This window comes from Bacillus sp. JJ1532, assembly GCF_036965085.1.
Taxonomy (GTDB): Bacteria; Bacillota; Bacilli; order Bacillales; family Cytobacillaceae; genus Cytobacillus.
In genome coordinates this window covers 51,785-72,025 of record NZ_JBALOW010000050.1, presented here as the reverse complement: position 1 = coordinate 72,025, position 20,241 = coordinate 51,785, and the positions used below count along the sequence as shown (strand labels likewise).

Sequence of the window (20,241 nt, the reverse complement as noted above, 5' to 3'; positions counted from 1 at the left end):
AGTTATTCAAATATCGGTAAGGTTACTACAACCATCAGTAAATACAAGATGGCAATATAATTAACCGAATATAGAAACATGACCCGAGCCCACTTCTGATCATCTTTCGCAAAAAATCCCCTTATACTAATCACTAGCCATGCGATATTAAGCAAGGTAGCAACGAATAGGAACACTGTACCGAGCGGAGCTAAATAAAATGGCAGCGGAAGCAAACATGCTACATATACAAGAATTTGCCGCTTCGTCATAGAAAACCCATGAACAACTGGCAGCATGGCTACACCTGCTGCTTTATACTCATCATGTTTCCTTATAGCTATGGCGAATGTATGCGGCATTTGGAAAATAAATAAAATCAGAAACAATACAATTGGAATTATATGAATGCTAGACGCAATAGCTGCCCATCCAATTAAAGGAGAAACAGCCCCCGAGATACTTCCAATTACTGTATTCAGAGTAAATTTTCGTTTGGACCACATCGTGTACAATATAACATAGGTAAACCACCCGATAAATGCATAGAAGACAGCTTCAAGAGTTGTAAAAAAGAGAATGAGGAAACCCAATATGGAAAAGGTAATCCCCATAAATAATACAGCCTTTAAAGTAAAATGGCCTGTTACGGTCGGACGGTTTTTCGTCCTATCCATTACTCTATCAATATCCACATCATACCAATTATTAATAATAAGAGCCCCTGCCATTACAAATGTACTTCCAACCATAGTCAGTAAAAATAACGGTATTTGCTCCATAAAGGATTCATTTGAAAAGTACAGTGCTAACCAGAATCCGGTAAACACCGGCAGAACATTGGCTATTAATACATTCGCTTTGAAAAGTGACCTTAGATCAGATAAGAAAGACTTTTGCGGAGAAGGTGTTCTATCCGTACTCATCTTATATCCTCCCCCCATGACTTAGTTCAAAAAATGATAGCAAAATCCTCTTTATTCATGCATGTCCAATTCATAAGTTTTATAAAGAGGCCCATCTAATATTAACACAGATAGCTTATAAAATTGAAATTCTATATACAAAATTCTACACATTTTGCTAAAAAGCATACTTACTTAGACTATTCGGCGAAATTATCGTACTTTTCTCTATCAAAAAAAGAGGTTTTTTTAATTTATTTAATGTTATAGCAAATAATAATAAAAACTTTGACATTCAAATGGCAATCATGTAAATTACTATATGGACGAACATTTATTAGGTGTCCTTGCTTAAATATTCGTTTTTAGGGGTGTATAATATGGAAAACGTATTTGATTATGAAGATATTCAATTGATTCCGGCGAAATGTGTTGTAAATAGCCGTTCTGAATGTGATACAACTGTAACTTTAGGAGGACATACATTTAAACTGCCTGTCGTTCCTGCAAATATGCAAACAATTATCGATGAGAAGATTGCTATTTATTTGGCTGAAAATGGTTACTTCTATATCATGCATCGTTTTAATCCAGAAAAACGAATTTCCTTTATTAAAGATATGAAGGCTCGTGGATTAATTGCATCTATTAGTGTAGGTGTTAAGGAAGAGGAATATGGATTCATTGAAGATTTAGCACAGGCTAAGCTTGTCCCAGAATTCATCACAATTGATATTGCGCACGGCCACTCTAATGCTGTAATCAATATCATTCAACATATTAAAAAGCACTTGCCGAACAGCTTTGTGATCGCAGGAAATGTTGGTACACCAGAAGCAGTAAGGGAATTAGAAAATGCTGGTGCAGACGCAACAAAGGTTGGGATTGGACCAGGTAAAGTATGTATCACGAAGATCAAAACTGGCTTTGGAACTGGCGGCTGGCAATTAGCTGCTTTACGCTGGTGCGCAAAGGCGGCCAGCAAGCCTATTATCGCAGATGGTGGCATTCGTACACATGGAGACATCGCAAAATCGGTAAGATTTGGCGCCACTATGGTGATGATTGGCTCTTTATTTGCCGGCCACGAAGAATCACCAGGTGAAACGGTCGAGAAAGACGGTAAACTATACAAGGAATACTTCGGTTCTGCTTCCGAATTCCAAAAAGGCGAAAAGAAAAATGTAGAAGGCAAAAAAATGTTTGTTGAATACAAAGGTCCTTTACAAGAGACATTAACGGAAATGGAGCAGGATCTCCAGTCTTCCATTTCTTATTCTGGAGGAAGCAAACTAAGCTCCATTCGCAATGTTGACTATGTTATTGTGAAGAACTCTATATTTAACGGTGATCGTGTTTATTAATAGCAACCAAGGGGCCTCTATCCCGTAATGGTCAAAACTTGTATACCCTCTGACATGAGGGTATTTTTTATTATTGGATGAGTAGCGAGATTAGCTGCATTTATATTGAATAAAAAGGAAATAACACTTATAATTGAGAATGAATTTCAATTCAGACTATATTGCTCAGTATATTTTTTTCTGGAGGTTTTGATTTGTTATTACGCTTTTTTTCTTATTATCGGCCATATAAATGGTTGTTTATCCTTGATTTTGTATCAGCAATTATTGTGGGCATATTAGAGCTTGCATTTCCTTTAGCCGTTAATCAGGTCATTGACCGGCTGCTCCCAGAAGGAAATTGGAGCATTATTCTTTTAGCCTGTGCGGGACTGCTTCTGATTTATCTTCTTAATACAGGATTACATTATATTGTTACTTATTGGGGACATAATTTAGGTATTAATATTGAAACAGATATGCGCCAAAAGCTGTTTACGCATATGCAAAAGCTTTCATTTGGATATTATGACAACAATAAGACAGGACATAGCATTTCTCGGCTGACGAAGGATCTTGAGGAGATTGGGGAAGTGGCCCATCACGGTCCAGAAGATGTATTTGTTGCCATCATGACACTTGTTGGCTCTTTTACCTTGATGGTCAGCATTAACTGGAAGCTTGCGGTTATTTCTTTTATCGTCATCCCTCTTCTGATTATATTTGCGATTTATTTTAATAAAAAAATGACAAGAACCTTTCGAAGAATGTTCCAGGATGTAGCGGAGATTAATTCACGAATAGAGGACAGCATCGGGGGTATTCGCGTCGTTCAAGCATTTGCTAACGAAAAGTATGAGCAGAAAAAGTTTAAAGAAAACAATGAAAACTATCGTCTAACTAAGCTGCAATCCTATAAGATTATGGCGCAAAATGTGATGGCTAATTATTTGTTTATGAGAACCATAACTCTTTTTACCCTACTATTTGGTACGTTTTTTGTTATATCTAGAGAATTAACTTATGGGGAGTTCGTTGCTTTTATCTTGTTATCGAATATTTTGATCGGCCCCATTCAAAAGATTAATGCGGTTATTGAAAGTTATCCGAAGGGAATTGCTGGATTTAAGCGATATACAGAAATTATCGACACGGAGCCTGATATTGAAGATTCCGAGGATGCTATTGAGATGGAACTCGCTGGAACAATCCAGTACAACAATGTTTCTTTTGGTTATGAAGGAAATCAACCTGTGCTTAATAATATTAATCTATCCATTCAACCCGGAGAAACTGTTGCTTTTGTTGGCCCATCTGGTGCTGGAAAAACAACCCTCTGCAGCCTCCTTCCGCGATTTTACGAGGTTCAAGAAGGCTCCATATCTATAAATCAAATAGATATTCGGGATATTAAACTATCATCCTTGCGCAGACAAATTGGGATTGTCCAGCAGGATGTGTTTCTATTCTCTGGTACTATTCGCGAAAATATTGCCTATGGGAAATTGAATGCAACTGATGAGGAAATCTTAGATGCTGCTGAAAAAGCGAAGCTTGATGACTTTATCCAAAGTCAGCCTCAAGGTCTTGATACGATTATTGGTGAAAGGGGCGTTAAGCTTTCCGGCGGACAAAAGCAGAGGCTCGCCATTGCCCGAATGTTCCTTAAAAATCCGCCAATTCTAATCTTGGATGAAGCTACATCCGCCCTTGACACAGAAACAGAGGCAGCGATTCAAAAGTCATTGGAGGAACTCACCGAAGGCAGAACCACGCTAGTTATTGCTCATAGATTGGCCACCATTAAAAATGCTGATCGAATTCTCGTTGTAACGAAAGATGGAATTGCGGAGCAGGGCAACCACCAAGAACTGCTGGAATCTGAAGGAATATACAGCAGGCTGCATCAGGCTCAATTTAGTTGAGAGCATTTGCATATAAAATTAAAAGCCTGACTCGCTTATCACTGCTGAAGTCAGGCTTTTTACTTCTTACTCCTAATTAATAGACTATGGCTGTTTAATGTATATAGTCTGGCCGATAAGATGAATAAATCATCATAATTTTTTCTCACATATTCCTCCATTATATTTAACCCCTTCTGAAATTCATCCACTAAATAGTGAGTGTACTTTTCATCCCATGAAAACTGATTAATTCTTAGTAGTTCCTCTGCAATTATTTGGAACTTAAACTCAACTGAGAGAAGTTTTATTTGATACAATTTGTCAGAATTTGAATAAACAGTGTTCCTATTCTCATAGCTTTTATGAACATATTTAATAAATGTCATTATTTGGTTAGCCAGCATCTTCGCTTTTTCCATTTCGAAATTAACTTTCATTTTCCACTCTCCCAATTATTTATTATCAGTAACTTAATTAAGAAGAGTGTATGAATTTAGCAGCAATAATAAAACTTAAATTTTTCTCTTACTGGCCGTATTGTCATTCGTATAATTGTCCATTTAACTTTGCCAGGAGCCTCCTCTCATATGTATCTTATTCGCACATCTATGCTTGATTTCATTTGTATAGAATATGATTCCTTAAAAAGAGGAAAGTATGATCTTATAGGTCAAAGAGCCCTATATGAATAGAGCTCCTTAGTTTCTTGATTTTATTAACGTTTTTGAATGCCGGAAACAGTTTTACGAAAATGCCCTTCCCTTATACTGCCTTTACGAAATCTATAAATTTGGCAACCTTTTCATCTAAGAACTTTAGAGTCCCCTCATCTACAAGCTGACCTGTCTCATCGAATTTCTGATTTGCAAGACCAATCAATACCTCGTTTCCACCTGGAGGAAGTATCTTAGCTTGAACACCAGGCGATGATAGAATTTCACGTAAATGCATTTGGGCACGAATAGTACCTAGCATTCCAGGAGTCGCCCCCAATGTCATTACTGGTTTGCCAATGAAAACCTTGTCCACCCTAGAAGCCCAATCTAAGGCGTTTTTTAATACGCCAGGAACCGACCAATTGTATTCTGGAGTAATGATGATAACCCCATCTGCACTTGAGATTGTATCTTTAAATTCCTTTACAGCAAGCGGCGGATTGTTTTCTTCATCTTGGTCATAATGAGGCAGACTACGAATATCAGTAATAAACATATCCATTTTATCGACATAACGTTCCTTCATAGTCTCAGCGAGCTGTCTATTCAGAGAACCCTTACGGATACTTCCAACGATCGTAACAATTTTCATAATATAAAACCTCCCAAAGTATTTTTAATCATTTTTGAATATTGAACCTGATCTTTCGAGGGTTATCTATCAGCATTTTTATCTATTAGCAAAGTATCAAAGAATTGTGGGTTATAGAATATTTTCATATACAAAATAGTTGAGTGTAAACAAAGGTGCCTGAACACGGAAAGTAAAATTCAAGATGCAGCAGGCACTGCTTTCAATTATTTTACTTATCTTCCCTTAATAAATAATCATTTCCATCCTGGTCCTTAAATGAAAACATCGTTCCAAATGGCAGTCTCATCATTTCCTCCACTTGTACTCCATTTTGTTTCATTTTCTCATATGCTGATTCGATATCAGTTGTACTGAAAAGTATAGATGGATGTGCAACCTTAGATGGCTGATGTTGTTCCATTGCCGATTTAGAATAAAGCACTAAAGTCGTAAATTCATCCTCGCCTGGCCCAACCTCAATCCAAAACGCATCTGGCCCCATTGGCTGTTCAAATTTTAAAACAAATCCAACCTTATTGATCCAAAAGTCTTTTGCTGCTTCCTGATCTTGTACATAAACCGTCACTTTTCCAACTTTGTTTATCATCCAAAAAACTCCTTTTCATAAATCATGATAGACAAAATTAGTTTATCAATCCGGAATATCAAAAGCAATTTTGGATGATTAGTTTCCTCCTCTTCACCTAAGCCCATATGTCAGGATAAACTATTTTACTCATTTGCATTTCATTAGTAGGGGGTGTTATCTTCGAGGATCCTCATTCCGTTATTTATTCGAATCGATTGTTTTTCTTGAGGTTATCAGACCCTGTTTCCGCTATTGCATGAAAAAGAATGCTATTTTCCCTTGTTTTTATAATTAAGAGATTCTCTGTCCTATTCAAACCCTAAAGATGCTGGTTTTATGGAAATAAAGGATTCTCTCTCCAAAAAAATGTATTTTCGCTTCTCTCCTCTCTTATTTTTTCATTTCGGTCAGCTTTCAATGTGCTATGTAAATGACAAATGTCAAAAAGATAAAACTAAAGAAATAAGCATATACATAGAAGATAGAATAGTTATGATAGCAATAAATAGTTTCAAATGATGAATAGGTACCTTATTTGCAAAGTGTGCCCCTATTAATATCCCAACAATCGTACCTATCAAACTTGCTATAATTAACATGGTGAGATTTCCCATACTTGCATGAGCAAAGTACCCAAATACAGATGGGATGGCAATAACAACTGAGTTTAACAAACTCACTCCAACGGCTACCCTTATATTTACCCCCAAACTTGCTAATAACGGAACGAGTAAAATAGGGCCGCCCGCTCCGGTTAATGAGCAGACCGCTGCTGTTATTAATCCAATCAAAATAACTACTAAATGGTTATTTAGTATTTTCGATTGCCTATCTCCATTTCTATTGTTTTTCTTAAGCAAAATGGATAGGCCAGCTATAAGAATAAAAATATAAAGGAGAAGTTTTGCTAGAAAGTCAGAAATTAGCACATTGATTTGGACACCCATAAATGCACCAGGCAGGCTGCCAATACTCAAGTATAGTGCTAATTTTAGATCCATGTTCTTAGATTTCCAGTAGGAGTATGCACCAATAATACCGGAAACTGCAAACGATAGAAAGCTCAGCGCAAGGGAATCATGCACAGGCATTACTAAAAAACCTACATAAATTAAAGGAAGCAAAAAGCCTGATATTCCTGACATTCCCAATAAAACACCAATAATTAAGTTTAAAATTAAAACTACACAAAAGAGAAATAAGTATGTGAACATTTATCAAACCTCAACTCCTTCCGTTCTAGGGACGCTTCGCATACATTTTAGGCGCCTCCAAGTATTTATAAATACTTTACATGTTAAAATTGGTATTTAATAGTATTCCAATCAATTCCTTTTTATCAAACCTTTTTCTTAACTTCAATTAGAATTAGGAACCCACTAATGACCATTATTAATTACAAAAAAGAAGATGAACGTTTTCACCTGCTGCTAAGTCTAATAAGTAGCAGGGGGAAGGAGGCAACGCTGTGGTTGAGATAGATATTATAAAAAAAGCAATAAAAAGGGATGAACACGCTCTTTTACAAGTGCTGGAAGCATATGAAGATGTATTGTATCGGACAGCGTTTGCTTATTTAAAAAATGAGCACGATGCGATTGAAGCCATCCAAGAAACGACTTACCGAAGCTATAAAAAAATTCATACGCTTAAAGAGCCGCGTTATGTCGGAACATGGCTCGTTCGAATATTGCTCAATGTTTGCCACGATATGCATAAGAGAAAAAGTCGTATTGAGCTGAGGGAAACGTTGGAGGTCGAAGGACAGTATTATGATTCTCCTAATCTAGAGATTTTTGAAGCGATTTCGCAATTGCCACATGAACAGCAGCAATTAATTTATTTGAAATATTTTCAGGATATGAAAAACAATGAGATTGCGAGCGCGCAAAATATTCCCGAAGGAACAGTTAAATCCAGATTGCACACAGTACTACGGAGGCTGCGCCATTATTTTAGCGAGAGGAGGGAATTTTAAATGAATGAAAAAGAATATGCCGCTTTAAAAGATGAACTTAATTCGATTCCAGTTCCGAAAGAAGCACTCTCCTATGCTAGGACAAACGGTTTAAAGAGAGTACAAAATGAAAGACATAGCCGCAAAAAATGGACAGGAATGTTAACAATTACAGCCGCTCTTATCTTAATCCTGATTACAACGATTCGCGTATCTCCTGCTTTTGCACAAGCAGTTGCGAAAATACCAGGCTTTGCTCCGCTCGTTGAGATGATTGCCTATGACAAAGGAATTGAGGATATATTAAAAAATGATTATTATGAAGAGCTTAATATAACAGAAACAAAGAATAATTTAACATTTACATTGCTCGGCATTATTGCAGATGAATCAGGAATGATTATTAACTATGAGCTTGAAGCTCCCTTCGAGATTCATGACCTCCACACAAAAGGTGTTGAGATTAAACAAAATAAAAAAGGGCTGGAAGCTGGATTAACATTTAGTTGGTATGCCAAGGAGCCGACAAATCATATAGAAGATACTATAGAGGTAACCGCTAGTAAAAATATCGATTTCACAAATCCGAATTTCGAATTATCCATTACATTTAAAGACGAACATGAGACAACATTCAACATCCCTTTTTCTTTGCAAAAGGAAATCGCAAAAAGTAAAAATTACAAATTGGATCAAACTGTAGAAATCGATGATCAAAAATTGACCGTAAAATCACTGAGGATTTCTCCACTTCGGGCAAAGCTTGATATCGCAGTCGATTCTGCAAACACCATGCAAATTTTGCAAATAAAAAGCATGCGTTTATTGGATGAGAAAGGCGAAGTATGGGGCACAATTACAAATGGAGTATCAGGCTTTGGAGGTATGCGAGACGGAGATGCAGCTCTCTTCTTTCAAAGCAACTATTTTAGAGAACCCAAAAGCTTGACGTTGGAAATCAATGATGTGCAGGCATTGCCAAAAGGAAAGGATTATATCGAAGTCGATTTTCTAAAGAAGAAAGTCTTCTATATTCCCGACAATGTAAATGTAAATATTGAGATTGAAAGTAATAATACAATTCGTGCTACCTATAAGTCAAAAGAAGAAAATCATTTCTATCAAATGTTTTTCCAAGCGGTCGATGCAAACGGCGAAACTGTTGATACTAATGGTTCTACTAATACAAATAGTAATGGAATGGTTGAATCAACCTACACATTTGACACAAGCAATAAAACAAATCCAATTCGAATTTATTTCAATAGCTACGAAAATTATTTAAAGGGATCCGCTACTGTGACTATTCCCTTAAAGTAGCTCGTATCTTATGGAAAAACACAGGGACGGATCTCTTGCTTCTGGATTAGGGTGCCTGATATATGAGAGCAATACCGTTATTGGAGGGCGGGCACCCAATATTCTGTGGATGAATTTCTAATCATTAGTAAAAAGATTTCATATTTAAGCTTGCCCCCTCCTTTATTTTTTTTATATATACTTTCACCCTTCAGCTAGCTATTTTTTCATGATCAGCTACCTTAGAATTCTTCCCTTTTCGTTTAAATGACCAAGATTTAATCGTGCCTACAATTCCTAATGGGAAGAACATAACTGCTAAAATGTATAAGATTCCAAAGAAGATCATCCACCTTTCAAAAATCCAATGGACTTTAGCTAGACCTGTTAACCAATGATGCGCAAATTCTATTAATCCAGCACCGATAATCGCACCCGCTAAAGTCCCAACCCCGCCAATAATTGTCATTAGCAGTGCATCCAATGTCACATCAATAGCAAATACAGACGTATTGACAAAGCGAAGTGTCAGCACATACATGGAGCCAGCAAAGCTTGCGATTACCCCTGCAACAACACTAGCAATAATTTTATAATGAATCACAGTATATCCTAAAGACTCTACCCTCTGTTCATTTTCTCGAATGGCTTGCAGGACGCGGCCAAGAGGAGATTCTGTAAATCGTCTTAACGCAAGAAAAATAAAGATCATAAGAAACAGTGTGACAAAATAAAGTATTACTCGATCTTTAAGTACATCTGGAATCTGAAAGGTAAAGCCATCATTCCCATGCGTTAAGGAACGCCATTTTTCAGCAGCCACTAAAAACAATCCTGAAAAGGCAAGTGTTAACATGGCATAAAAATGACTTTTCAATCGTAAAGAAAGAAGTCCAACGATATAGCTAACTGCGCCTGCTATAATGGCAGCCACTAAGATTGAAAGGAGTAGGACTAAGATGGTTTGGTCAAATCTTTTTAAAAATATTCCTGTCGTATACGCACCAATTCCGAAAAACATCGCATGGCCAAATGAAACTATGCCTGTAAAACCTAGTAAAATATCATAGCTCATAGCAAATACGGCAAAAATAAAGACTTGCGTAAACAAAATCAGCATACTTTTTGTATCATTCAAAAATGGAAAACAAATTAATAGAAATGCAACTGCACTATAAATAATATTCGCCTTCGAGGAATTCATAGGAAGCTTCATCTTCTCACCCCTTTACTTTGAATAATCCTTGTGGTCTAAAAATTAATACAACAGCCATAAGCAGCATATTTACGGCAAGTGATAAGTCCGGAACGTAATAAGCCATGAATGCCCCTGACAATCCCACTAATATAGCAGCGAATAATGACCCTGTAATACTTCCCATTCCTCCGATGACAACAACAATAAAGGCCAAAATTGCAAACTCCATTCCCATTTCCGCATAAATAACGCCAGAGTACGGCCCAAGCAATACTCCGCCTAGTGCAGCCATCGCTGAACCAACCATGAACACTAGCATAAAGATTTTCTTTATGTTTACTCCAAGTGCTTGCACCATTTCTTTATTAATCACACCGGCACGTACAATTAAACCGATCTTTGTATTTTTCAAAATATAATAAACGATAAAAAACACAAGGAATCCAATAGCGATGATAAACAAGCGATATTTAATCATAATGACTCCGCCAAACTCCCAGCTTCCTGCTAAGTAAGAAGGTGTTTTTGCACTAAGCTGGTTTGGCCCCCATACCACTTTTAACATTTCTGAGAGTACAATCATGACCCCCAGTGTGATTAATATTTGTTGAATATGGTTTCCATAGACGGGTTTTATTATGATTCTCTCCATAAATAAACCCAAAATAAGTCCTGTCAGTAAGGCAGATATCATTCCAATTAAATAGCTTCCAGTCGATGTATATGTCCAAATACCTGCATATGCTCCCCAAGCAAACAATCCGCCGTGGGCAAAATTCAATACATCCATAAGCCCGAAAATCAGCGTTAACCCTGCCGCCAAAAGGAAAACTAACATTCCTGTTGCAAGTCCATTAATAGATAAATTAATTAATACATCCAATCAAGTTCCTCCTCTCTTCGATACGTATCACGTACTAGCCCTCCTATTGAAATTCCCATTTGTCAATCAGTGTCGCAATGACTTGCCTTACGCTATACCTAAATATTGTTTTCGAACTTTTTCATCTTCTTTCAACTCTCTCATTTCTCCATGAAGAATCGTTCGGCCATCATCAATAATATAGAAATGGTCGCCAATCGTGCTTGCCATCATGTAGTTTTGCTCCACTAAAACAATCGTTGTTTTTGCTTTCATTTCCTGAATCGACTCCATCACCTTTTCAACAACAATTGGCGCTAAGCCTTTACTTGGTTCATCAATTAGCAGCAGATCATTATCATTCACATATGCCCTTGCAATAGATAGCATTTGTTTTTGACCTCCGCTTAAATGACCCCCTTTTCGCTTCCAAAACTTCTTTAAATCAGGAAATAAGTTCAGAATGTAATCCAGCCGCTCCATCGTTTGCTCATTTTCTTTTTTCATAGCAACCTTCATGTTTTCTTCCACTGTCAATTCACCAAATATTCCTTGATCCTCGGGAACATAGCCAATTCCTTTAGCGGCAATTAAATAGGTTGCGAGTCCTGTAATGTTCTCACCTTTGTATTCAATCCTGCCTTTTGTCGGCGGGTTTAAACCCATAATTGATCGAAGTGTCGTTGTCTTTCCTGCTCCATTTCTGCCTAATAATACAGTTACTTCACCTTTTTTAACCTCCAATGAAACACCTTGTAAAATATGAAATTGATCAATATATGTTTCAATCCCCTCTAATTTAAGATGCGTGGTCATCATACAGGCCTCCTAAATAAGCAGTTTGAACTGTTTCATTATTCATAATTTCTCTAGGCGTACCATCTGCTAGAAATCTTCCATTGAATAAAACCATTAAACTGTCCGAGAGATCGAGAATCATATCCATTTTATGTTCGATTAAAATGATTGTCCGATTACCCGCTTCTTTGATTTTTTTTATAACATCTAAAATAGCCGGTACTTCTTCAAGTGACATTCCGGCAGTTGGTTCATCTAAAAGAAGAACCTCCGTTTCAAGCGCTAAAAGCATAGCAATTTCTAATTTTCTTTTTTCTCCATGAGCAAGATTTTTTGCCACCGCATCTGCTTTATTATCAAGGAGGACAAGCGTTAATATTTCTAATGCTTTCTCTTCGAATGGACGATATTTTCGGAAATGCTTCAACATTTGATAGCGAACTCCTGCTGCAGATTGGACGGCTAGTCTTACATTCTCTAAAACCGTTAAATTGCTGAATACATTCGTTATTTGGAAAGAGCGTCCAATCCCCTTTCTTGTTCTTTCTGTTGGAGACAGTTTTGTGATATCTTCTCCTTTTAAAAATACTTGCCCTTTTATAGGGGAAAGCTGACCGCTTAACAAGTTAAAAAAGGTTGTTTTACCTGCGCCATTAGGCCCGATAATGGACTTAAAATGGTTTGATGGGACAAAAAAATTTACTGAATCGACTGCAACATGTCCACCAAAAGTAATCGTTAAGTCCCTAGTTTCGATAATAGGAGTCATCATTTATTTCACCTCTTTTTTCAACAAGTACCAGTCACCTGTCGAATTTTTTGTCCTAGCACTTGCGATTTTGCTAGAATAGTAAACTTCGGTACGATAGCTACCGAAGCTTACTATTAATTAATCAATTAGTTCCGAACAGGCGGTGCTGTTTCTTCTGGTGTTAATTCCCGCATTAGCACCGGAATAGGATAATCGATCCCATCCACTTTTTCTAAACGAATCGCATATAATGTTTGTAGTGCCTGATGATCTTCTTTCCGGAATGTCATTTTCCCTTTTGGCGTATCAAAACTCATTCCTTCCATTGTGCTAATTAGCTTATCAACATCTGTGCTGCCTTCTGTCTTTTTTATCGCTTCAACAATAGCAATGGCTGCACTCATGCCACCTGGCGTGAATAAATCTGGCACTTCCCCGTTATGCGCACTTTTATGCTGAGCTACTAACCAATCATTGACATCATTTTTTGGCAGAGCGTGAAAATAGACTGTAAACCCTTCCATTCCAATCAATGCTTCCATTGTCGCAAGAGTTGCAATATCAGCGGTACCTGTTGAAATTTTTATGCCCTTTTCTTGAACCTTCATATCGGCAATTTGGTTCCATGGAGTGTTTGCTCCAGCCCAAACAACATATAAGTATTCCGGCTTTGCTTCGATTATTTTTTGAATATTGGAGGTAAAATCAGTTGCAGCCGGGTCGGCGTATTCCTCATGGATAATTTCAGCCCCTAGTTTCTCCGCAGCTTCTTTAAATGCAGCTATCCCATCTCGGCCAAAGGCATAATCAGGAGCGAGCGTTGCAATTTTTACACCCTTGCCTGCAATAGCTGCAGCACCAGCAACCGCATCCTGTGATGAGTTGCGTGCTGTTCTGAAAATGTATTTATTCCAATCAGCTCCCGTGATGCTATCCGCTGCTGCTGGTTCGACGACCATAATTTTTTCATATTCTTCAGCAAGTGGTAAAACAGCTAATGTATCGGCAGAACTTGAAGATCCAATTAAGAAATCGACCTTATCTTCTTCAATCATTTTCGTTGCTTTTTGGATCGCAACCTCAGGCTTTGTTTCTGTATCCTCAATGACATACTCGATTTTGTGGCCTCCTACTTCCATTGTTCCATCTGTTGCATACTCAAGACCGAGCTTAAAGCCATTAACTGTTTGCTTTCCATATGATTCAAGAGCTCCACTTAATGAAGCGAGAACCCCAATTTTAATTGGATCCTTTTTTTCTTCATCTGAATTGTTTGAGCTCCCGGAATTATTCTCTTTCTTACTGGCCGATTCTGAATTACAAGCTGATGTAAAAACCATAAGCACTGTTAACATAAATAGAAACAATACTTTACCAAAAGATTTTTTCTTGAACATAATCCTCATCTCCCTGTAATTGCTAATTTATTGTAAAAATAAGATTACTAACACAACCTTATACTTATCCTTTTCCTCCTTTCCATTCAATGACTGTGGCTGCCCATGTATACCCTGTGCCAGCACTGACCGCTACAGCAATATCGCCGGTTTTTAATTTTCCTTGTTGACTTGCAAAATGCAGTCCAATACATGGATCAAGTGCAGACATATGACCATGATGATCTAAATACACTGCTTTTTCTTCTGGTAAGTTTAATCGTTGAAGGAGTTCTCTAAACATGGAGCGTTTCGAATGAAGTGGCAGGAGAACGTTAATGTCTTGAAGTGCTAATCCGCTTTTTTGTAATGCTTGAAGTATAACTTTCTCAAAATTTGGAATGGACACAGGGTCTAGTCTCTCTTTCATGCTAGCCGGTTCAACAACATCAATATAATGCTGTCTGTTTTGAACCGACTCCAAGCTTGCAAAGTGCTTAGATCCCCCTGCTGGAACACGTACATCTTCATGGAATGATCCATCTGTGATGATGACGCTATCTAAAATTTCACTCATAGTTGCATCTCGTTTTACTAAAGCGGCAGTTCCTCCATCGGCAAAATTAAACATAAAACGCGAGCGAGGATTATCATAATCAATAATTTGTGATTCTTTACATCCGCCTACTAGTAAAATATTTTTAATAGACTCGTCAGCCATTAGCATATCTTTAGAGACCTTTAAAGCAATCGGGAAGCAGGAGCTTACATTCATCATTTCAAATGCATACGCATTTTTCGTTCCAAGCTCATACTGTATCTTTGGTGCGCTTGACCAAACATAATAGTCTTTGTGCGGACTTCCAAAATAAATAACAACATCAATAGATAAAGGATCTACTTTTGATAAAATTGGCCTTGCTGCAGCAATTGCTAAGTCCGAAGCGTGCATCGTATCATCTGCTACATGTTTCTGGTATAAACCAAACTTTTCAATAATAATTTTTTCGGGAATACCAGTCTTGGAGGCTAATGCTTCTGCTGTTTCAATCCCCTTTGGAAAATAAACGCTGGTTGCTTCGATTCCAATCGCCTTCATATCAGCTCTCCTTTTGCCGGTACCATCATTACTGCTGATCCAGTTAGCACAAGTTCATCATTTTGATTATGGCATTCCGTTAATAACTTAATAATTTTCTTCTCTTCAATGAATTCCTGAACAGTGGCTGTCGCAGTAATTGTATCCCCGATAAAAACCGGGAACTTGAAGCGTATCGTCTGTTCCATATATACAGACCCTTTCCCTGGCAAATGTACTCCTAATAATTGCGATAATAAACTTGAGGTTAATAAACCATGGGCAATACGCTGTTTAAATCTTGTTTTCTTTGCATATTCACTGTTAATATGAATTGGGTTGAAATCACCGCTTATCCCCGCAAATAAAACAAAATCTGTTTCAGTTATTGTTTTACTGCATGATGCCTGCTGCCCAATATAAAGCTCAGCCATATCTTCACCTGCTTTTTACATAGTCACTAGACGGTTTTTTTGAATCTTTCCTGTCGCATTTTTCGGCAATTCCTCGAGAAATTCTACTTTTTTAGGAATTTTATATTTTGCTAAAAATTTATTGCAGTATTCGATAATTTCCTCTTGGGTTAGTAAACTTTCTTTCTTTTTTACTACAAAAGCTGCAGCTGCTTCCCCCCACTTAGGATCCAGAACGCCTACAACAGCTACCTCAACTACATCTGATATTTGTCCAATTACCTGTTCTACTTCAAGAGGATAAATATTTTCCCCGCCTGAAATAATCATATCTTTTCTTCTGCCTGCTATATATAAGAAGCCTTCGTCATCAACTATTGCCAAATCTCCAGTGTAAAGCCATCCATCACGAATTGTCTCATCTGTTGCTTCTGGTTTATTCCAATACTCTTTCATCACATTAGGGCCACGTACGACTAATTCACCAATCTCCCCAGCACCAACAACAGCCCCCTCGGAATCTACAAGTTTATAATCACAATAAAGAACTGGCTTTCCAATTGACCCAATTTTTCGTTTGGCATCTTCCCGAGAAAGCATAAACACAGTTGGCGATGTTTCAGTCATCCCAAACCCTTGCCCAAATAATAATCCCTTTTCTAAAAACGCTCGGATAAGTTCATGAGGACATGGGGCACCCCCATTATAAAACCAGCGAACAGATTGTAAATTCGTTGTTTCAAAAGTCGGACAAGTTAACAACGCTTGATGTATAGCAGGTACTCCCATGACAATGGTAGCTTTATGTTTTTCAATCATGGAAAGAGCTTTAAAAGGTTCAAACTTATCAGGAATAATAATTGTCCCACCCGCAAATAAAGTTGGAAAAGCAAACAAACCAATTCCACCAATATGAAAGAGTGGAAGCAAAACCAGCGAACGGTCAATTGACGTTAAATCAATTGAAAGCATGTTATTAAGCGCATTCCAAAACATATTTTTTTGTGTTAATACCGCCCCCTTTGGTTTCCCAGTTGTTCCCGAAGTATAACAAATAATATAGGAAGCGTTTTCATTGATAGGATCAAATATTTCATTTGGATGATTTTGTAAACTCTTTACTTTTTCAATTTCAATTACTTCTTCGATCCCAGTTTCCCCTTGAAGTAAAAGTGATAATTCTTGAAACGGCTTTTCTACAATTAATAGTTTTGTTCCACTATCTTTTAGCTGATAGTTAAGTTCACTTTCGGTTAATCGAATATTCAGAGGGACAGCGATGCATTCAATTTTCGCGATCGCGAATAACAAGATGATATACTCATCTCTATTTTGCGACAGTATGGCAATGCGATCCCCCGTCTCTACTCGAAGCTCTCTTTTTAAAAAAGAAGCGGTTGCATTTATCTGCTGCTCCAGTTCTTTGTAAGTGATCTGTTCATGTTCTGTGATGATGGCAATGCGATCCGGATTGATGCTTGCTCGTTTTTCTATCCAATAGGCAATGCCTTGCATAAGGATCCCCTTCCTCTATTATTTTTTTAAACCTTTAAAAATCAGTGTCATTGCAGCATCAAATGCCTCCTCAGGAACATCTTTCCCTTCCCAGAACACCCAGCGCATACCAAGAAATTGACCAATAGACATTAAACAATAAGCAACCGTTTCCTTGTCAATTTCTTTAAATTCCCCAGCATTTATCCCCTCTGACAAGCTTTTTAAAAATCCAGCTGCAAGTTTGTCGTAATACCACCGGTACAGCTCTTGGTCCACTACTACCGCCTGCTGAACGATACTGTATAAATTACGACGATCTTTCACCCAATTAAAAAATGCTTGAAATCCTTTTCGCTGTGCCTCTTCATAGCTAGCTGCATTAGCCATTTCCTCCTTTATCGCTAAGCGCAACTCGCGGCTATACATGCGAATTAACTCATCATATATGTCCTTTTTAGATGGGAAATAATTATAAAATGTTCCCTGTCCTACCTTTGCTTCTTGTGCAATATTCACAATAGAAGCTTCATAATAACCTTTTTGTCCAAATACCTCTTCTGCCGCTCGTAAAAGTTTTTCTCTCGTTTCCAATCCTTTTTGTGTCAAAACCTTTTCCTCAGCTATCACTTTTTCTGACATATGAATCACCTCTCAGGTTTGATTATATAATCAAATATCAGAATAATGCAACAATAAAATGTGAAATTGCTGAGTAAATAATTTTAGAGAGGTTACCAGACAATAAGTTTTAATAAAGATAATGGTTTAGGATGCTTTCACCGGTGTATTAGAGTTTCTGTTATAATTTAAGTTCCACTGCATCAATTATCAGGCATTTAAATCGGAGAAAGTCATTGCTATGCATTTAGTAGCCTTTTAAATGGCAGGAACACCGAGATTTTTTATCATATTAAAATAACTTTATTAGTGGGATATTTTTTGATATAATTCACTAGTTCATTTTAAAACCACTAGTTTTACTCATATAGTCACAGGGATAGGGTCTGCAAGCTTGGTTATTGCTAATCAGCAGGATTCTTGATTCTAGTTTAACTGCGATGGTCGTAGGATTATTTGTTTGGTAAGCTGTAGGGATTTGAATTATTTGGAGGTATTTTACTTTGAACAATCGTGATGCACAATATTTTGTATCGAAACTTGGACTAGAACCACATCCAGAAGGCGGATATTATAAAAGAACATTTGAATCGAATGAAAAAACTTCTGATCAAGAATTAACAGTGAATTTTGAAGGAAAACGAAAGCTTTATACGAGTATTTACTTTTTATTAACTTCTAATGACGTATCCCATTTTCATCGGTTAAAATCGGATGAGCTATGGTATTATCATGCTGGCAGTTCATTAACGATTCATATTATTCACGAAAACGGAGAATATGAAGAGATTAAATTAGGATTAAATTTGGATAAAGGAGAAGTCCCTCAAGCTTTAGTTCCGAAAAATGCTATTTTCGGATCGTCTGTTATGGAAGAAGATACCTTCTCCTTAGTAGGCTGTATGGTTTCTCCAGGTTTTGAATTTCAGGACTTTGAATTGTTTACACAAGACGACCTTTTGCCAAAATATCCTGCTTATAAAGATATAATTAAGAAGTTAGCATATAAAACAATTCCTGAGTAAAAAACATGACCCCCAGTAAGATACTTACTGGGGGTCAATGTCATTGCTTCTACATTTTCTTTTGATTGCCACTTACAAAGTTTTGTATAAACTCAAGCTGCTCTTCGTTTGGCTTTGTTCCTCGAACCACGTTAAACTTAGTAACAGCATTATCAAGAGATGTCTCTTCACTTACAATTTCCCCTATATGAACGAGATCACCCAAGAAGCTCCACATTTCTTCATTTGTTTTCGGATCTTGATGTCCAGTCACATAGGTATCGACATCATATTTTTTGATTTTTTCTAATAAAATGGTGAGTTCGTTCAGATCATAGCTCCATTCGCCACTATAAAAATCTTGATAGATGCAATCTCCTAGAAACATCACTTTTTCATTAGGAATATAAATAATGGAAGAATCCTGTGCATGGACGCCTCCAACATGTTCAACTACACAAGTTACCCCGCCCAAATCCATTTCAAACTTATCACTAAATGTTAAATCTGGCACCTGCAGTTCTAAATGATCCCGTGTAGGCATTTCACGCTTAATCATCTCACTGCAAAATTCTATTTCTTCACCAGTCTCTACTCGTGCATCTAATGAAGCATCATCCCATTTTAGAGTTTTCAAATATTCTACTTTTTCTTTTGTTTGCTCATGGCTAATCGTTAATAACCCCATCGTTTTTATGCCAAAGATATGATCCCAATGCCAATGTGTAATAACAACGAACTTGACCGGCGGGATATCCATTTTTTCGACTAAATTGAGAAAATCCTTTGCATGTGCAGGCGAATTCCCTGAATCAACGACCACGCTAAAGTCATCCCCACAAATTAAACCTAATGCCGGACGATCCGTTTCCGAATAATGCGGCATAAAATACACTTTATTTGTTAGTTTTTTCAGCATTTAAGTACCTACTCTCGTGTTTTTTATTATTTTAGCATAACTAATTCAAATCTTATGCATCAGAAAAATGGATAGAATTCATTTTTCCAAAATAAAAAAGGAGGAAAGCTCCTATCGTGGCTTCCCCCTTTTCAAATCCGTCTATCCCCTAAATTGAATCAGTGCAACATGTTTCGAAAAAAACTTCACGAGACTAATTAAAAAAAGGCTTGGAGTTCATATTTACTACATACCTTTTTATTATATGGATAAAGGCTTGTGGTTATAATGGACACGAGGAATTTACACTAAAGATAATTTTTATGCTATTCATATATCAAAATTTTACACTTGATAAAAAAAATAAAGCGTAGTAAAATTATCAAGTTGATTATATTAAACTATATATTACCTGTATAACTTCTAGAATATGGCTAGAGGGTCTCTACCAGGAACCATGAAAATCCTGACTACAGAAA

At 37.1% G+C, this 20,241-nt stretch carries 20 protein-coding genes and 1 riboswitch; of the genes, 5 read left to right on the top strand and 15 right to left on the bottom strand.

The window, feature by feature from the left end; translation table 11 throughout:
* Positions 1–2: 2 nt before the first annotated feature.
* A complete protein-coding gene (gene cyoE / locus V7122_RS17670) occupies positions 3–905 on the bottom strand; it encodes a heme o synthase (protein WP_335484062.1) in 903 nt (300 codons plus the stop codon).
* Positions 906–1,264: 359 nt separating this feature from the next.
* Between cyoE and guaC the strand changes: the two genes are divergently transcribed.
* Complete coding sequence (guaC, locus tag V7122_RS17665; protein WP_335527914.1) at positions 1,265–2,248, top strand: GMP reductase; 984 nt, start codon at positions 1,265–1,267, stop codon at positions 2,246–2,248.
* 194 nt (positions 2,249–2,442) lie between these two features.
* Positions 2,443–4,152 carry an ABC transporter ATP-binding protein gene (locus V7122_RS17660; RefSeq protein WP_335527911.1) on the top strand — a complete coding sequence of 570 codons (1,710 nt, stop codon included), beginning with the start codon at positions 2,443–2,445 and terminating at the stop codon, positions 4,150–4,152.
* Between the two features lie 59 nt (positions 4,153–4,211).
* On the opposite strand, the gene V7122_RS17655 is transcribed toward V7122_RS17660, so the two are convergent.
* The 4 genes from V7122_RS17655 to V7122_RS17640 all read right to left on the bottom strand — a co-directional run bounded on the left by V7122_RS17655 (position 4,212) and on the right by V7122_RS17640 (position 7,227).
* Positions 4,212–4,571, bottom strand: coding sequence for a hypothetical protein (locus V7122_RS17655; RefSeq protein ID WP_335345893.1), 360 nt, complete (start codon positions 4,569–4,571; stop codon positions 4,212–4,214).
* Between the two features lie 325 nt (positions 4,572–4,896).
* A complete protein-coding gene (locus V7122_RS17650; RefSeq protein ID WP_335527908.1) occupies positions 4,897–5,442 on the bottom strand; it encodes an NADPH-dependent FMN reductase in 546 nt (181 codons plus the stop codon).
* Positions 5,443–5,653: 211 nt separating this feature from the next.
* Complete coding sequence (locus tag V7122_RS17645; protein ID WP_335345895.1) at positions 5,654–6,031, bottom strand: VOC family protein; 378 nt, start codon at positions 6,029–6,031, stop codon at positions 5,654–5,656.
* A gap of 422 nt (positions 6,032–6,453) precedes the next feature.
* A complete protein-coding gene (locus V7122_RS17640) occupies positions 6,454–7,227 on the bottom strand; it encodes a sulfite exporter TauE/SafE family protein (protein ID WP_335527904.1) in 774 nt (257 codons plus the stop codon).
* 254 nt (positions 7,228–7,481) lie between these two features.
* On the opposite strand from V7122_RS17640, the gene V7122_RS17635 reads away from it, so the two are divergent.
* Both V7122_RS17635 and V7122_RS17630 read left to right on the top strand, forming a co-directional pair.
* A complete protein-coding gene (locus tag V7122_RS17635) occupies positions 7,482–7,991 on the top strand; it encodes a sigma-70 family RNA polymerase sigma factor (RefSeq protein WP_335527900.1) in 510 nt (169 codons plus the stop codon).
* A complete protein-coding gene (locus tag V7122_RS17630; RefSeq protein ID WP_335527897.1) occupies positions 7,992–9,290 on the top strand; it encodes a DUF4179 domain-containing protein in 1,299 nt (432 codons plus the stop codon).
* Positions 9,291–9,480: 190 nt separating this feature from the next.
* Here the strand turns inward: V7122_RS17630 and V7122_RS17625 are convergent, their stop codons facing one another.
* From V7122_RS17625 to V7122_RS17585, 9 genes are all read right to left on the bottom strand, one after another.
* The gene (locus V7122_RS17625; RefSeq protein WP_335527894.1) at positions 9,481–10,485 is read right to left on the bottom strand and encodes a branched-chain amino acid ABC transporter permease; all 1,005 of its coding nucleotides are present in this window, start codon (positions 10,483–10,485) and stop codon (positions 9,481–9,483) included.
* A 4-nt stretch (positions 10,486–10,489) separates the two neighbouring features.
* On the bottom strand, positions 10,490–11,350 hold the full coding sequence (locus tag V7122_RS17620) for a branched-chain amino acid ABC transporter permease (protein ID WP_335345900.1): 861 nt from the start codon (positions 11,348–11,350) through the stop codon (positions 10,490–10,492).
* Positions 11,351–11,437: 87 nt separating this feature from the next.
* Positions 11,438–12,145, bottom strand: coding sequence for an ABC transporter ATP-binding protein (locus tag V7122_RS17615; RefSeq protein ID WP_335527891.1), 708 nt, complete (start codon positions 12,143–12,145; stop codon positions 11,438–11,440).
* Positions 12,129–12,896: an ABC transporter ATP-binding protein gene (locus V7122_RS17610; RefSeq protein ID WP_335528031.1), complete on the bottom strand. Its 768-nt coding sequence runs from the start codon at positions 12,894–12,896 to the stop codon at positions 12,129–12,131. Before V7122_RS17610 ends, V7122_RS17615 begins: the two co-directional genes overlap by 17 nt.
* Positions 12,897–13,024: 128 nt before the next feature.
* A complete protein-coding gene (locus V7122_RS17605) occupies positions 13,025–14,275 on the bottom strand; it encodes a substrate-binding domain-containing protein (protein ID WP_335527889.1) in 1,251 nt (416 codons plus the stop codon).
* A 64-nt stretch (positions 14,276–14,339) separates the two neighbouring features.
* Positions 14,340–15,353 (bottom strand): 3-oxoacyl-ACP synthase, encoded by a 1,014-nt coding sequence (locus tag V7122_RS17600; protein WP_335527886.1) that lies wholly within the window; start codon positions 15,351–15,353, stop codon positions 14,340–14,342.
* Positions 15,350–15,766: a MaoC family dehydratase gene (locus V7122_RS17595; protein ID WP_335527884.1), complete on the bottom strand. Its 417-nt coding sequence runs from the start codon at positions 15,764–15,766 to the stop codon at positions 15,350–15,352. The genes V7122_RS17600 and V7122_RS17595 overlap by 4 nt, the downstream gene beginning before the upstream one ends.
* 15 nt (positions 15,767–15,781) lie before the next feature.
* Positions 15,782–17,260 carry an o-succinylbenzoate--CoA ligase gene (locus tag V7122_RS17590; RefSeq protein WP_335527882.1) on the bottom strand — a complete coding sequence of 493 codons (1,479 nt, stop codon included), beginning with the start codon at positions 17,258–17,260 and terminating at the stop codon, positions 15,782–15,784.
* An 18-nt stretch (positions 17,261–17,278) separates the two neighbouring features.
* Positions 17,279–17,881 (bottom strand): TetR/AcrR family transcriptional regulator, encoded by a 603-nt coding sequence (locus V7122_RS17585; protein ID WP_335346840.1) that lies wholly within the window; start codon positions 17,879–17,881, stop codon positions 17,279–17,281.
* 482 nt (positions 17,882–18,363) lie between these two features.
* Here V7122_RS17585 and V7122_RS17580 point away from each other — a divergent pair, with 482 nt between their 5' ends.
* Positions 18,364–18,885: a cupin domain-containing protein gene (locus V7122_RS17580; RefSeq protein WP_335346841.1), complete on the top strand. Its 522-nt coding sequence runs from the start codon at positions 18,364–18,366 to the stop codon at positions 18,883–18,885.
* Positions 18,886–18,934: 49 nt separating this feature from the next.
* Here the strand turns inward: V7122_RS17580 and V7122_RS17575 are convergent, their stop codons facing one another.
* Complete coding sequence (locus V7122_RS17575; RefSeq protein WP_335527879.1) at positions 18,935–19,783, bottom strand: MBL fold metallo-hydrolase; 849 nt, start codon at positions 19,781–19,783, stop codon at positions 18,935–18,937.
* Positions 19,784–20,154: 371 nt separating this feature from the next.
* A riboswitch (purine riboswitch) is annotated at positions 20,155–20,241 on the top strand.

Bases quoted from the DNA above. Each gene is read 5' to 3' on its own strand.
- cyoE (WP_335484062.1), bottom strand. From the start codon at position 905: ATGAGTACGGATAGAACACCTTCTCCGCAAAAGTCTTTCTTATCTGAT.
- guaC (WP_335527914.1), top strand. From the start codon at position 1,265: ATGGAAAACGTATTTGATTATGAAGATATTCAATTGATTCCGGCGAAA.
- V7122_RS17655 (WP_335345893.1), bottom strand. From the start codon at position 4,571: ATGAAAGTTAATTTCGAAATGGAAAAAGCGAAGATGCTGGCTAACCAA.
- V7122_RS17650 (WP_335527908.1), bottom strand. From the start codon at position 5,442: ATGAAAATTGTTACGATCGTTGGAAGTATCCGTAAGGGTTCTCTGAAT.
- V7122_RS17645 (WP_335345895.1), bottom strand. From the start codon at position 6,031: ATGATAAACAAAGTTGGAAAAGTGACGGTTTATGTACAAGATCAGGAA.
- V7122_RS17640 (WP_335527904.1), bottom strand. From the start codon at position 7,227: ATGTTCACATACTTATTTCTCTTTTGTGTAGTTTTAATTTTAAACTTA.
- V7122_RS17630 (WP_335527897.1), top strand. From the start codon at position 7,992: ATGAATGAAAAAGAATATGCCGCTTTAAAAGATGAACTTAATTCGATT.
- V7122_RS17625 (WP_335527894.1), bottom strand. From the start codon at position 10,485: ATGAAGCTTCCTATGAATTCCTCGAAGGCGAATATTATTTATAGTGCA.
- V7122_RS17615 (WP_335527891.1), bottom strand. From the start codon at position 12,145: ATGACCACGCATCTTAAATTAGAGGGGATTGAAACATATATTGATCAA.
- V7122_RS17610 (WP_335528031.1), bottom strand. From the start codon at position 12,896: ATGACTCCTATTATCGAAACTAGGGACTTAACGATTACTTTTGGTGGA.
- V7122_RS17605 (WP_335527889.1), bottom strand. From the start codon at position 14,275: ATGTTCAAGAAAAAATCTTTTGGTAAAGTATTGTTTCTATTTATGTTA.
- V7122_RS17600 (WP_335527886.1), bottom strand. From the start codon at position 15,353: ATGAAGGCGATTGGAATCGAAGCAACCAGCGTTTATTTTCCAAAGGGG.
- V7122_RS17595 (WP_335527884.1), bottom strand. From the start codon at position 15,766: ATGGCTGAGCTTTATATTGGGCAGCAGGCATCATGCAGTAAAACAATA.
- V7122_RS17590 (WP_335527882.1), bottom strand. From the start codon at position 17,260: ATGCAAGGCATTGCCTATTGGATAGAAAAACGAGCAAGCATCAATCCG.
- V7122_RS17585 (WP_335346840.1), bottom strand. From the start codon at position 17,881: ATGTCAGAAAAAGTGATAGCTGAGGAAAAGGTTTTGACACAAAAAGGA.
- V7122_RS17575 (WP_335527879.1), bottom strand. From the start codon at position 19,783: ATGCTGAAAAAACTAACAAATAAAGTGTATTTTATGCCGCATTATTCG.